This is a genomic window from Mucilaginibacter sp. KACC 22773, assembly GCF_028736215.1.
Taxonomy (GTDB): Bacteria; Bacteroidota; Bacteroidia; order Sphingobacteriales; family Sphingobacteriaceae; genus Mucilaginibacter.
Genome location: NZ_CP117883.1, coordinates 1,127,351 through 1,140,586 on the forward strand (window position 1 = coordinate 1,127,351; position 13,236 = coordinate 1,140,586).

The following is a 13,236-nucleotide window of genomic DNA, read 5'->3' on the forward strand; positions in this document are numbered from 1 at the left end:
TTAAATAGCTTGTATAGGTATATTTATAAACCAATTGCAACCTTGTACCATCATGAAAAAAAATATCTTTTTGGCTGTTTGCATAATTTGCCATACCGTAGCTTTTGCACAGCAAACAAAAACCTATGCCGAAAAGCTGGGCTGGCCCAAAGGCGCACGTGTAATTATTTTGCATGTTGACGATGCCGGGATGTCGCATGAATCGAACGATGGGGTAGAGACAGCTATTGAAAAGGGTGTAGCTACCTCAACCAGTGTTATGATGCCCTGCCCATGGGTGCCCGAATTTGTAAAGTACCTGGATAAGCACCCCAATACCGATGCCGGCCTGCATTTAACCTTAACATCCGAATGGGATAACTATCGCTGGGGTCCTTTAGCGGGTAAAACCATTGTGCCCGGCCTTACCGATAAACAAGGATGTTTATACCCCAGTGTTGTGGCTGTTTATTTTAATGCATCGGCCGATGAAGTTGACAAGGAAATAAGGGCGCAACTGGACAGGGCTTTAAAAATGGGCTTTAAGCCCACCCACCTTGATTCGCACATGGGTACCTTGTTTGCCAAGCCGATATTTACCGAAAAATATATTAAGCTTGGAATTGAAAAGCAAATTCCGGTAATGTTCCCCGGCGGCGATGACCTGTTTTACCGTGCCGAAGCCCGGGCCGCTACCATAGCCGAATTAAAACAACAAGGTAAATATACCGAAGGTATGCCGATACCCGATCCGGCGGTATTGGCCAATGTGAAAGAAACCGGAGCTATGATCTGGAAGGCCGGACTGCCGGTACTCGACGATCTGCATAACTCAAGTTACGACTGGCAGATGCCCAACATCGATAAAATGACCGACGCCCAAATTCAAAAATGGTATACCGATCACTATATCGAAAGCATTGGCCGCCTCTCGCCGGGGTTAACCATGGTAATTATGCATTGTACCAACCCATCGCCAAACTTCGATCAGATATCCGATACCGGAAAAAAGCGCAAAGGCGACTTGCTGGCCATGCTCGATCCCCGGCTAAAAGCGTTTTTAAAAGACAAAGGATTTATACTAACCACCTGGCGCGAGGTAATGGAAAGAAGGGTGAAAGCCGGGGATCTTTAGATGTGCAGATGTGCAGATTTCAGGTGTGCAGATTTTAAATCTGTAGATTCAGAAATGTAATAGCAGACTGCATATCGGTACAACAAATGTTTCATCATTGGCACCCGCATATTTTTACGTCTGCTATTTCATCTGCACATCTGAAATCTGCATATCAAAGAATCAATTCTGTATCAGCTTGTACTTCCCGGATTTGATTAGCTTTTGTTGCTCGGTCGAAAACGAGGTGCGACCGCCAAAATCCTGTACCCAATAGCTTTTATACTCTGCTACGCCAACTTCCTTAAAATCGGGGTTCATCAGGTTTCGGCAATGTCCTTCGCTTTTAAACCATCCGTCCATTACCTCGGCTATACTTTGCTGACCCTGTGCAATGTTTTCGCCTATGGCAAAGCTTTTAAAGCCTTTAAACTTATAGCCTGCCAAAACTATCCTATCCTCCATGCTGCGGCCGTCTTTGCTGGTATGGCTAAAATAACTGCGCTTGGCCATATCTTTTGCATGGCCGGTGGCTGCATTAAACAGTTTATCGTTCCAGGTTAGGGCAGGAGCGGGCGGAAAATACTTATCGCCGCAATTGCAGCCCTTAGTGCGGGTTTGGTTTATCCGGTTTAAAAACTCGCTTTTAAATTCTTCGGTTTGCCCATAGGCCTTGCCACAGATTAACAATATGGCAAACAAATATATAGTGCTTAAAAATGATTTAGTCATAACTTATCAGACAAACAAAAATGGCTGAGGTTTAGTATAATGTAACAGTGTTTTGAAGAAATAAAAAAGACTGTACAGGATAGCGCGTCGAAATCAAAGAACTACTTTTAAAACAACCAGTTATTATCGCCATTAAATCTGCCTGGCGGTGGCGTAATATGTTCTCATTTAATTTATACCGGATAATAATGAATAAAACCAAATTGTTGCTTTGTTTAGCGCTTATGCAGGCATGCTTTTTTGTTTTTAAGGCAAATGGCCAAAGCCCTGCTAAACATTATGACGTGGCCACGTTTTATTGGCCAGCCTACCACCCCGATGCCAGGTTTAAGGATATTGGCGTTTTTCCGGATGGGAAAGGGGAGTGGGAGGCTATTTACAAGGCGAAGCCCAAGTTTGCAGGCCACGAAGTGCCCAAGGTGCCACTTTGGGGCTACGAAGATGAAACAGACCCTGCAGTGATGGGTAAAAAAATAGCTACGGCTGCAAAGTATGGCGTTAACGTAATGATATTTGACTGGTACTGGTACGATAAAAAACCTTTTTTGGAGGATGCCCTGAACAAGGGTTTCCTGAAGGCTAAAAACACCAACGATATGAAGTTTTACCTGATGTGGGCCAACCATGATCATAACTCGTATTTAGATCCATCGAACCCCGATAAAAGCAAGGTGTACTTTTATGGTGGAGTAGATAAGAAAACTTTTGAGGAGATGGTTGCGCATATCATTAACGATTACTTTAAAAAGCCCAACTATTATAAAATAAATGGCCGGCCGGTGTTCAGCATTTACGAACTGTCGACCTTTATCAAAGGCATAGGTGGCTCCGAAAAAGCAAAAGAGGCTATAGATTACTTCCGTAAAAAGACGGTAGACGCTGGTTTCCCCGGTTTGCATTTGCAGGCTACACTTTGGGGTAATATCCCGTCGACGTTAAAAGATGTGCCCGGCGATAAGGTACAAACACAAAATTCGACGCTGGAGTATTTTGGATTTAACAGCATGACCAATTACCAGTGGTGCCATTTTGTAGCGCCAAGCGGCGATTATATTCCCTGGGGCCAAAAAGCCATAGCCAAATGGGCCGAGTGGGATACTACCTTTAAAATTCCGTACTGCCCGCATGTTTCTATAGGCTGGGACAGCAACCCGCGTTTCCCGGTACAAAAGCAAGACCTGGTTGTAAACAACAAGCCCGAATATTTTCAGGTGTATCTTCAAAAAGCTAAAGAATATGTTGACGCGCACCCTAACCAGCCGCCACTAATTACCATAAACGCCTGGAACGAGTGGGCCGAAGGCAGCTACCTTGAACCGGATAAAAAACACGGCTACGGTTACCTGGAGGCTGTTAAAAATGTGTTTTTAAAATGAAAGGTTTTGTGACCGGGCGCTCTTTAAAAAAGCGTTGGAAATGTGCGGTTTTCCTCTCTCGGGCTGTCCTGTGAGCACCTCTTTTAAATAAGAAGCTGTCTAAAAATAAAACAACAGACCGTCGTTGCGAGATACGAAGCAATCCCCGACTATGGAGACCGGACTTGCAAAGCTACCGGGTAAGTAGGGCCGATGCCCGTTGTTAATGTATTACGCCTTTTAATACTGTGAGCATTTACCTTATCCATAAATACAAGCCGGCGGCTATCGCTGCGCCTGCTATAGGTCCAAAAACAGGGATCCAGGCGTAGGGCCAGTCGCTGGTGCCTTTGTTTTTGATGGGGAGTATCATGTGCATAATGCGCGGGCCAAGGTCGCGGCAGGGGTTAATGGCGTAGCCGGTAGTACCTCCCAGCGATAAGCCTATTACCCATACCAGCAATGCCACGGGTATGGCGCCAACGGAGCCGAGGCCTATAGGCGTATTTGTAGGCACAATTTGCGCGCCCGCAATGTAAAATATGGTAAATAACAGTACGAAGGCGCCAATAACTTCGCTGGTAATGTTGGAGATGTAATTGCGTACGGCCGGGCCGGTGCAAAACACGGCCAGTATCGAGGCCGGATCATTGGTGCGTTTAAAATGATCGTAATACATCATCCATACCAGGAATGAGCCTATCATAGCACCTAAAAATTGCGCGGCTATATACAATGGCACCTGCGCCCAGGCAAACTTACCCGCTATGGCCAGCGCTATGGTAACCGCGGGATTAAGGTGAGCGCCGCTGTAGGGCCCCGCAACCACCACCCCAACAAATACGGCCAGGCCCCAGGCCGTGGTAATAACTATCCAGCCGCTGTTATTTCCCTTAGTATCTTTTAATACTACGTTGGCCACAACGCCATCGCCTAAAAGTATGAGTAACATGGTGCCAATCAGTTCGGCAATAAATGGAGACATGGTAATAAAATTTATAGGTTTAAATAATTTTAACGGGTTATAATAAAATATTCCAGATGCATCAGCCTACCGCTTTGATAATTAATCCCTCTTGCTTCCAGGCTTTCTGCTTTCTGCCTTTCGCTTTTAGCCTTTATCGGCCCAACTCTTAGCCGCATGAATGGCTCTTTTCCAGCCTTCAATATCCGCTTTAATATCCTCCGGGTTGCCGGCGGGGATAAATTCTTTTTCGGATTGCCACAGTTGCTGTATTTCGGCCACATCTTTCCAAAAGCCTACTGCCAGGCCGGCAAGGTATGCCGCGCCCAAGGCGGTGGTTTCTACCACGTTTGGCCTTATTACTTTACAATTTAACACATCGGCCTGGTACTGCATCAGCAAATCGTTGGCAGTAGCGCCGCCATCTACCCGCAATTCTTTAATAGGCATCCCGGCATCGGCCTCCATGGCTTTTAGTACATCCATAGTTTGGTAGGCTATTGATGCCAGGGCCGCACGGGCCAGGTGACCGGCGGTAGTTCCGCGTGTAAGGCCAACTATTGTGCCCCGCGCCTCGGGATCCCAGTAAGGGGCGCCCAGGCCGGCAAAGGCAGGTACAAAAAATACGCCGCCGGTATCCTTAACACTGGTGGCCAGCTCTTCAACATCGGCAGATGTTTTGATGATGCCTAAGCCATCGCGCAGCCACTGTACCACGGCGCCGCCAATAAATATGCTGCCTTCGAAGGCGTACTGTATTTCGCCGTTAATTTTCCAGGCAATGGTGGTAAGCAGGTTGTTTTTTGATTCGATAAACTGGTTGCCAATGTTCATCAGCATAAAACAACCGGTGCCATACGTATTTTTAACCATGGCCTTGTCAATACACATTTGCCCAAACAGCGCGGCATGCTGATCGCCGGCTATACCCGCGATAGGTATTTTGCTGGCGAATATGGTGGTGGCTGTTTCGCCATAAACCTCGCTTGATTGCTTTACCTCGGGCAGCATGCTTTTAGGGATATCCAGCAGCTGCAGCAACTCATCATCCCATTGCTGGGTGCGGATGTTGAACAGCATGGTACGACTGGCGTTGGTTACATCGGTAACGTGCACCTGGCCGCGGGTAAATTTCCATACCAGCCAGCTATCAACCGTGCCAAAGGCCAGTTTACCGGCGTCGGCCAGCGCTCGTGCGCCATCCACATTATCCAGGATCCACTTTATTTTGGAGCCCGAAAAATAGGCATCTATCACCAGCCCGGTTTTAGAGCGGATCATATCACTGTGTCCGTCTTGTTTCAATTTATCGCAGTAAGCCGCGGTGCGCCTGTCCTGCCAAACTATGGCGTTGTAAATGGCTTCGCCGGTTTCGCGGTTCCATACAATGGTGGTTTCGCGCTGGTTGGTAATGCCTATGGCTTTAATATTTTTGCCATTAAGCCCGGCCTTAACTGTAGCCTCGGCAGCAACACCCGCCTGGGTCGACCAGATCTCGTTCGGATCGTGCTCAACCCAGCCCGGTTTTGGGAAATATTGTTTGAATTCTTTCTGCGACAGCGCTATAATTTGCCCCGCATGATCAAATATGATCGCCCTCGAACTGGTTGTCCCCTGGTCGAGGGCCAAAATGTATTGTTCCATTACTAAGTGTTTATAATTGGTTGGTTATTTTAGAGTCAAGAATCAAGAGGAAAAATGTTCGTTTATCGTAATGTATCGTGCACTGTTAAAACACTATCCATCCGCCAGACTTTTTTCCTGTCTTGACTCTTGATTCTTCTATTTAACTCTTGATTCTTCCTGCTAATATATAGTTTCCGGCCACCTTATTAAAGGCTTCTGTCTGTTCTTTCTCCCATTGGGCATCTTTATTTAATTCGCCAGCCATTAACCGGGCAACTTCGGGCGCCATGGCTATGGCCAGGCGGGCATTTAAAAATAATACCCGGGTGCGGCGGGCCAGTATATCCTCAACGGTACGCGCCATCTCGTACCTTACCGACCAGATCACCTCGCCTTTGGTGTACTCATCATCCGGGTGCACCGGGTTTTTCCAGTCGTCATCCCCATTTGCCAGGGCCAGCACCTTTTCTATATCATCGCCATAAACGTACATATGATTGCTTCTATCCGGGTTCGGCCTGCTGCCATGGATTGCCAAGCAGGCGGTGTGGCAAAGGTTGGCTGGCAATTTGCCCACCTCTATAGCTTTATCAATGGTATCCTCGCCCATTTTTCGATAGGTGGTCCACTTGCCACCGGTGATGGTGATGAGGTTTGATTTAGAAACTATCAGTTTATGGCTGCGCGAAATTTCTTTTGTTTTGGATGAATCGTCCTGCGGCGCAGCCAATGGTCTTAGTCCGGCAAAAACGCTTAGCACATCCGCACGGGCGGGTACCTTTTTAAGATACTTAGCTGCGGTGCGCAAAATAAAATCTATTTCGGCGTCGAGGGCTACAGGCTCCAGGCTATGTTCGTCAATAGGCGTATCGGTGGTGCCTACCAAAAGCTTGTTATGCCAGGGCACCACAAACAGTACCCGCCCATCCTCGGTTTTGGGGATCATGATGGCGTCTTCGCCGGGCATAAACTTCCTGTCGAAAACCAGGTGCACGCCCTGGCTGGGCCTTACCAAAGGCTTTTTATCGGGTACATCCATTTTAAGCACGTCATCAACAAAAACCCCGGTAGCGTTAATAACGGTTTTGGCTTTTAGCCTGTAGCTAAGTCCGGTATCGGTGTCAATGGCATTAACGCCTGCTATTTTGTGGTTGCCATCTTTTATCAGCCCGGTAACTTTAAAATAATTTAACACGCTGGCGCCTTGCTCCAAAGCGGTTTGTGCCAGGTTTATAGCCAGTCGCGAATCATCAAACTGCCCGTCGTGGTATACAACACCGCCATGCAGGCCCTTCTCTTCAATTCCGGGCAGCCTGCTTACGGTTTCTTTTTTCGAGATATGCTTCGCCCGGCCAAAGCCCAGCTTGCCAGCCAGCAAATCATATATCGTTAGCCCGATGGTATAAAACACACCATCAAACCAACTGTAATTAGGAATAATAAAACTTTCGTTTTTTACCAGGTGCGGCGCGTTCTTTAACAGTAAGCCCCGTTCGTGCAGTGCCTCTCGCACCAGGCCAATATCGCCCTGCGCCAGGTAACGTACGCCGCCATGTACCAGTTTAGTAGCGCGGCTGGATGTGCCTTTGGCAAAGTCAGCCTGTTCCAGTAGCAGGGTTGATAGTCCTCTCGAGGCTGCATCAACCGCAGCGCCAAGTCCGGTTGCGCCACCGCCAATGATGACGATGTCCCAAATTTTATCCTGATCATGGATGGATTGCAAAATTGAATCCCTGCTGAAAATACTCATTTTTGTTATGTTGTATTTCGATAATGCTCCAAATATACAATATCGAAGCATAAAATAACAAATCGAAACTTATTTTTTGTTTCAATTTAGCCCATGTCGGTTTTTTACTTATTTTTGTTTGTTATGAATAAAAATACCGACAGGCATAAAATCATACTCAGGCAACTGGAAGACGGCGGCTTTGTAAACGTACAGGAATTGGGCAAGCAGTTAAATGTTTCGGAAGTGACCATCCGAAAGGATCTGAAACTTTTGGAGGATAAAAAGCTACTATTCCGCACGCATGGCGGGGCTACCAAAAGCAACCCCTACACCAACGACAGGCCCGTTGCCGAAAAAGAAAAGCTGAATGCTGCCGAAAAGCAACAGATAGGTATAGCTGCTGCGGCGCTTATTGGCAATAACGATTCTATCATTATTGCATCGGGCACTACCATGCTGGCCCTGGCCCGGTCGGTAAATGCGGGGAAGCATTTAACGGTGATCACATCGGCCCTCAATGTGGCTATCGAACTATCGCATCACCCCAATATAGAGGTAATTCAGTTAGGCGGCCAGTTGCGCAGCTCGTCATCATCGGTAACCGGGTCATATGCCGAAGTGATGCTGCAGGATATGGCATGCAGTATGCTTTTTTTAGGTGTCGACGGCATCGACCCCGAAATTGGCCTTACCACCACCAATTTAATGGAAGCCCGCCTGAACCAAAAAATGATAGAAGCCGCCCAAACCGTAGTTGTACTGGCCGACAGCACCAAATTTGGCAAACGCGGCTTAGGCAAAATCTGTCCTCTCGACCAGGTCCAGCATATTATTACCGATAGCGGCATCAGCCCGGCCATGCTGAAAGTATTGCAGGAAAAGGGGATAGCCGTTACGGTGGTGAAATAGGTTGGTGAAGAAGATGCAAGAGTCAAGAATCAAGAATTAAGACTTTTTTATGGTTGGAAGATTTAGGGGTAAAGGATACTGCGCCGATCAGTTATCCAACTATCCAACGATGAACCAGTGAACCAATGAACAATGGCCTAATTGTTAAAATTTGTTAATTCTACGAGAGTTTCGTAGTTTAACTATTATGTTAGTTATATTTGATCTGTAATTATTAAAAAACAGATATAACCTTATAACCATCATGAAAAAAACAATATTCTCTTTAGCCTGCCTGCTTGGTTTTGCACTTGGGGCACAGGCGCAAAAGCCTGATACTGCCAGGGCTGTTGTGCATTACAAGTTTTCGCACCTGCGGGATACTGCGCATCGCGATAAGCCATATACCGAAAATATGGTACTGTTTGTGGGCGCAACTTCCAGTGCCTACAAAAGTTACGACCGTAAGTTGCAGGAGGCCCTGATGAAAAAGCAGGTTGCCGACCAGATGGCCGAGCAAAAGGGAAGTGGTAGCGTCAATATTAAAATAACCGGCGGCGCGCCTACCACCCGGAACGAGTTTTACCAGTTTCCGTTGCAACATAAACTGGTACGTAAAGAGCGGCTGATAACCCCGTATATGATTGAAGAGCCCATGCCGGTGATTGACTGGAAGATAAGCGCCGATACGGCCAGTTTTTCAGGGCTGCATTGCCAAAAAGCAACCGGCCATTTCAAGGGCAGGGATTATACTGCCTGGTTTTGCCAGGATCTGCCTTTTCACGCCGGGCCGTGGAAACTGAATGGTTTGCCGGGCTTAATTGTGGAGGCTTATGATACCAATAAAGAGGTGGTTTTTAAGTTTGACGGACTCGACGAGGTAACTAACACGCCAAAAACGGCCGCAGAGACCCCGGTTCCGGGTGGCGCAACAATTAAACTAATTGGCATGGACGATGACAACGACGATCCCAACGTAATAGCCTTGCCAACCGACGCGGTTAAAACCACCGAAAAGGAATTTAAAAACCTGGAAGCCGCCATGCGGAAAGACCCCAATGCTTTTGCACAGTCGGCCATGGCAGGCTCGGGCGGCGGCATGCGGGCCGGCGGGCCAGGCCAGGGCCCGGGTGGTGGCGACCAGGTAAAAATTCGAATAAATGGCACAGGACCGGTGATTAATAATCCTTTAGAGCTTCCCGAAAAAAAATGAGTTGCCTGCATAAAAGCGCCGGGGTGTTCATATTTTGGATGCTCATGGTCATGGTATGCCTTGGCCAAAACATTAAAGGCAAAGTAACTGATAGCCTGGGCAAGCCAATAAGCTACGCCGGCATCAACCTTAAAAACAGCAGGAGATTAATTATAGCCTATACCACCAGCGATGCCGGGGGGCTATACAGCCTGGGCATTCCCGCTAATGCCGATAAAAACGGCCTTACTTTAGAGGCCAGTTGCATAGGCTTTAAAAAGGCGGGGCTACCGGTAAGCAGCTTTACAATACCCTACAACTTTAAACTTGCAGGCGCGGTGCATCAGCTGCAGGGTGTTACCATAAAAAATAACCGGCCGCGGCTGCGGGTTAGCGGCGATACTACCAGCTACAAGGTGTCGGATTTTAGCAGCCCGCAGGATAGGGTTATTGGCGATGTAATTAAAAAACTGCCGGGCATTGATGTAGCCAAGGATGGTAAAATAAGCTACAACGGCAAGGCCATATCTAACCTGTATATAGGCGGCGATAACCTGCTGGACGATAAATATAACATTGCTACCGGCACCATACCGCATGGGGTGGTTGACCAGGTGCAGGTAATGGAAAACCATCAGCCTGTAAAAATGCTGCGCGATAAGGTGGTAAGCGAGGATGTGGCCCTTAACCTCACCATAAAAAAAGATGCCAAACTACAGCTGATAGGGCAGGAAACAATAGGCGCGGGCCTGCCCAAAAAGTACGATGAAGACCTTAATGCCATGATGTTTAAGGATAAATACAAGGCTATTAATTACCTGCGCGGCAACAACACGGGCTATGATGTGGCCGGCGATTTAGTGTCGCACAATTCGGCCGAGCACATGCAACGCCTGGATAATGATCAGCCTGGTACGGTATTGTCCTTAGGTACTGCCGGCGACCCGGATCTGCCACGCAACAGGTATTTGTTTAACCAATCGGGTATAGTTAACCTTAACAACTTGGTTAACCTGAAAAAAGATGTGCAACTGCGGGCCAATATATCATACCTGCGCGATAGCCAGCACCAGGATTACAGCCGCCTGAGCGAGGTTTACCTGCCCGGCGATACCATACGTTACACCGAAAAGCAAAACAACAAATGGCGGCCCGATTTAATTCATACCCAGTTTACCCTGAACGTTAACCAAAACAAATATTACCTGAACGATAACCTGGTAACCGATTATAACCACAATACCTCGTACTCAAACCTGGTGAGCAATGGCGTACCCGTAAACCAAACGTTTAAGGATAATTTGTTCAATTTTTCAAACGAGCTTAATTGGATGAAAACCTTCCATTCCGATAAAATTATGGAGGTGTACAGCTACATTAACCGCACATCTGAACCCGAGAGTAGGGGTATTGAGCCAAACCTTAATCCGGATATTTTTAACAATGGTGTTAATTATTCGCTGCTTACTCAAACGGTGAATATCCCTACCTGGTTCAGCAATAATTACCTGGCTTATAAAATACCGGGCCAGCATATAACACAAAGCTATAAGGCAGGATTCAGCAGCCAGTCGCAAACCTTAAATTCGGCGCTATCAGCTACCCAGCAAAACAATACGGTTAACCCGGTTGGCGATAGTACCCGCAATAGCTTAAACTGGAGCCGTAACAAGGCATACGCCGAGGCGGATTTTGACATACCCGGCAAAATCCTGAAGATAGAGGCCAGCCTGCCCCTGAGCTGGCAGCAAACCCATTACAATGATGATTATTACCAGTTAAGCAACAGCCTTAACCGCTTGTACTTTAACCCGCGGCTGTATGTAAAATATCAAAGCGGCATCGAAAACTATTTTACCCTGAATTATGGCCTGCGCAATAACATTGGCAGCATCCAGGATGTGTACCGTGGCTATATCCTGACCAATTACCGCACGCTGTACGCCAACAGCGCCGACCTTACCGAGCGGCAGAGCCAAAATGCAGGACTGGGATTTAACTACCGCAAAGCCATCACGCTGTTCTTTTTTAGCCTGAATGTTAATTACAGCCATATTTACGCCAACAATATTGCATCCAGCACATTAACCAATAACCTGCAGCAACGGGTTGTACTGCCCTATGATAATAAAACGGATGCCTGGGCGGTTAGCGGCTACGTCAGCAAGTATGATTTTGATTTACAAACCACTTTCAGCGCCGGGGCTTCCTGGCAAACCGCCCGGCTAAACCAGCTGCAAAATGGGCTTATCCTGCCTTTCAATACGGTAGGCGAAACACTGAACGTGGGGGCCGAAAGCAAATTGAGCAGTGTAGTTAATTTAAGCTATAAGGCCAATTACAGCCAAACCACCAGCAAATCAACAGCGGTTGCGGGCAGCAACAAATTTCAGCGGCTTATCCAAACTGCCGCCATTGAATATAATCCGCTTAATACCCTGCAATTCAACCTTGCTGCCGATCATTATTATACCCACCAGCAGCAGGCCAATGATCTTAAATACTTTTTTGCCGATGCAACTATACGCTACAAATTCAGCAAACCTAAAATAGATGTACAGCTAACCGCGCAAAACCTGTTCAACCTGAAAAACTATACCTCGCTGTACCTGTCGGCCAACGTGTTTACGTCAAGCACTTACAGTATTCCGGGGAGAATGTTGCTGGTTAAGGTGATGTTTAATTTGTGATAAGGAAGGAGGTATCAGTATCGGATTAAGAATAAGATCACGATAAATATCCAGCATTGTTCCTCTTTTTCTTCTGCCGCCGTTTAACTACATTTAAGCCAGATAACCTGCACTATCATGATACCCGCACAAGAACCACTCTGGCAAAATATTCAAAACTTTAGTTTAGATAATCCCGGTGTCGATTTCAAATTTTCGGACCGGCTTGCCCGCGAAAACGGGTGGCCACCCGCCTATGCCCTGCGCGTGATTGAAGAATATAAAAAGTTTATCTTCCTGTGTTGTATCACGCCCGGCGGCGTAACCCCGTCTGACCCGGTAGACCAGGCCTGGCACCTGCATTTAACCTTCACCCGATCGTATTGGAACGATTTATGCCGCGATACCCTGGGGCAGCAAATACATCATAACCCAACCAAAGGCGGCAAGGTCGAGGCTGTTAAGTTCGATGGTTATTACACCCATACCCACCAGCTGTATAGTCAGACTTTTGGCGCAGTGCCTCCGGCGGATATCTGGCACAATAACACAACCCGTTTTACAGATATCAATTACAGGCGGGTAAATTTAGGGAGGTATTGGCTGCTGCCCAAGCCCCGAAGTATTAGCCAGGTTGTTATTTTATTGATGCTGATTGTTGCCGTAGGCTTGTTTATACAGGCGTCAGAAACTAACATCGCATTGGCCATTGTGGCAGGTGTTATTGGGTTGGTTATTGTAGCGGTTTACAAGGGCGTGGACGATGATAGCGACGACGATAGTAAAAATAAGAGTGATGGTGGTAGCAGTGGTTGCGGTGGCGACGCTGATAGCGGCCACCATGGTGGTCATTCCGGTCACGGTGGTTCACATGGCTGCGGTGGGCACAGCGGTTGCAGCAGCGGCTGCTCGGGCTGCTCATCCTCGGGTTGTAGCGGCTGCGGCGGGGACTAACAAAGCCCGCTGTGCATATTATAACCCCACA

At 47.3% G+C, this 13,236-nt stretch carries 10 protein-coding genes; 6 read left to right on the forward strand and 4 right to left on the reverse strand.

Annotation, left to right across the window (positions count from 1 at the left end):
* Nucleotides 1-52: 52 nt before the first annotated feature.
* Nucleotides 53-1,114, forward strand: coding sequence for a polysaccharide deacetylase family protein (locus PQ469_RS04995; RefSeq protein ID WP_274211953.1), 1,062 nt, complete (start codon nt 53-55; stop codon nt 1,112-1,114).
* A gap of 162 nt (nt 1,115-1,276) precedes the next feature.
* Here the strand turns inward: PQ469_RS04995 and PQ469_RS05000 are convergent, their stop codons facing one another.
* Complete coding sequence (locus tag PQ469_RS05000) at nt 1,277-1,825, reverse strand: CAP domain-containing protein (protein WP_274211954.1); 549 nt, start codon at nt 1,823-1,825, stop codon at nt 1,277-1,279.
* A gap of 188 nt (nt 1,826-2,013) precedes the next feature.
* Between PQ469_RS05000 and PQ469_RS05005 the strand changes: the two genes are divergently transcribed.
* Nucleotides 2,014-3,201 carry a glycosyltransferase WbsX family protein gene (locus PQ469_RS05005; protein ID WP_274211955.1) on the forward strand — a complete coding sequence of 396 codons (1,188 nt, stop codon included), beginning with the start codon at nt 2,014-2,016 and terminating at the stop codon, nt 3,199-3,201.
* 235 nt (nt 3,202-3,436) lie between these two features.
* Here the strand turns inward: PQ469_RS05005 and PQ469_RS05010 are convergent, their stop codons facing one another.
* From PQ469_RS05010 to PQ469_RS05020, 3 genes are all read right to left on the reverse strand, one after another.
* On the reverse strand, nt 3,437-4,165 hold the full coding sequence (locus tag PQ469_RS05010) for an MIP/aquaporin family protein (RefSeq protein WP_274211956.1): 729 nt from the start codon (nt 4,163-4,165) through the stop codon (nt 3,437-3,439).
* A gap of 126 nt (nt 4,166-4,291) precedes the next feature.
* Nucleotides 4,292-5,788 carry a glycerol kinase GlpK gene (gene glpK, locus PQ469_RS05015; protein ID WP_274211957.1) on the reverse strand — a complete coding sequence of 499 codons (1,497 nt, stop codon included), beginning with the start codon at nt 5,786-5,788 and terminating at the stop codon, nt 4,292-4,294.
* A 142-nt stretch (nt 5,789-5,930) separates the two neighbouring features.
* Complete coding sequence (locus PQ469_RS05020; RefSeq protein ID WP_274211958.1) at nt 5,931-7,520, reverse strand: glycerol-3-phosphate dehydrogenase/oxidase; 1,590 nt, start codon at nt 7,518-7,520, stop codon at nt 5,931-5,933.
* Nucleotides 7,521-7,643: 123 nt separating this feature from the next.
* Here PQ469_RS05020 and PQ469_RS05025 point away from each other — a divergent pair, with 123 nt between their 5' ends.
* From PQ469_RS05025 to PQ469_RS05040, 4 genes are all read left to right on the forward strand, one after another.
* Nucleotides 7,644-8,411 (forward strand): DeoR/GlpR family DNA-binding transcription regulator, encoded by a 768-nt coding sequence (locus PQ469_RS05025; protein ID WP_274211959.1) that lies wholly within the window; start codon nt 7,644-7,646, stop codon nt 8,409-8,411.
* A 244-nt stretch (nt 8,412-8,655) separates the two neighbouring features.
* Entirely contained in the window at nt 8,656-9,603 is a 948-nt protein-coding gene (locus PQ469_RS05030; protein WP_274211960.1) for a GLPGLI family protein, read from the forward strand.
* Nucleotides 9,600-12,272, forward strand: a complete 2,673-nt coding sequence (locus tag PQ469_RS05035; protein ID WP_274211961.1) for a TonB-dependent receptor — start codon at nt 9,600-9,602, stop codon at nt 12,270-12,272. Before PQ469_RS05030 ends, PQ469_RS05035 begins: the two co-directional genes overlap by 4 nt.
* 117 nt (nt 12,273-12,389) lie before the next feature.
* Nucleotides 12,390-13,205 carry a glycine-rich domain-containing protein gene (locus PQ469_RS05040; protein ID WP_274211962.1) on the forward strand — a complete coding sequence of 272 codons (816 nt, stop codon included), beginning with the start codon at nt 12,390-12,392 and terminating at the stop codon, nt 13,203-13,205.
* Nucleotides 13,206-13,236: the final 31 nt, after the last annotated feature.

What these genes read in the sequence shown, in the direction of transcription:
- PQ469_RS05010 (WP_274211956.1), bottom strand. Translation starts at nt 4,165, where the DNA reads ATGTCTCCATTTATTGCCGAACTGATTGGCACCATGTTACTCATACTT.
- PQ469_RS04995 (WP_274211953.1), top strand. Translation starts at nt 53, where the DNA reads ATGAAAAAAAATATCTTTTTGGCTGTTTGCATAATTTGCCATACCGTA.
- PQ469_RS05025 (WP_274211959.1), top strand. Translation starts at nt 7,644, where the DNA reads ATGAATAAAAATACCGACAGGCATAAAATCATACTCAGGCAACTGGAA.
- PQ469_RS05000 (WP_274211954.1), bottom strand. Translation starts at nt 1,825, where the DNA reads ATGACTAAATCATTTTTAAGCACTATATATTTGTTTGCCATATTGTTA.
- PQ469_RS05020 (WP_274211958.1), bottom strand. Translation starts at nt 7,520, where the DNA reads ATGAGTATTTTCAGCAGGGATTCAATTTTGCAATCCATCCATGATCAG.
- PQ469_RS05005 (WP_274211955.1), top strand. Translation starts at nt 2,014, where the DNA reads ATGAATAAAACCAAATTGTTGCTTTGTTTAGCGCTTATGCAGGCATGC.
- PQ469_RS05030 (WP_274211960.1), top strand. Translation starts at nt 8,656, where the DNA reads ATGAAAAAAACAATATTCTCTTTAGCCTGCCTGCTTGGTTTTGCACTT.
- PQ469_RS05040 (WP_274211962.1), top strand. Translation starts at nt 12,390, where the DNA reads ATGATACCCGCACAAGAACCACTCTGGCAAAATATTCAAAACTTTAGT.
- glpK (WP_274211957.1), bottom strand. Translation starts at nt 5,788, where the DNA reads ATGGAACAATACATTTTGGCCCTCGACCAGGGGACAACCAGTTCGAGG.
- PQ469_RS05035 (WP_274211961.1), top strand. Translation starts at nt 9,600, where the DNA reads ATGAGTTGCCTGCATAAAAGCGCCGGGGTGTTCATATTTTGGATGCTC.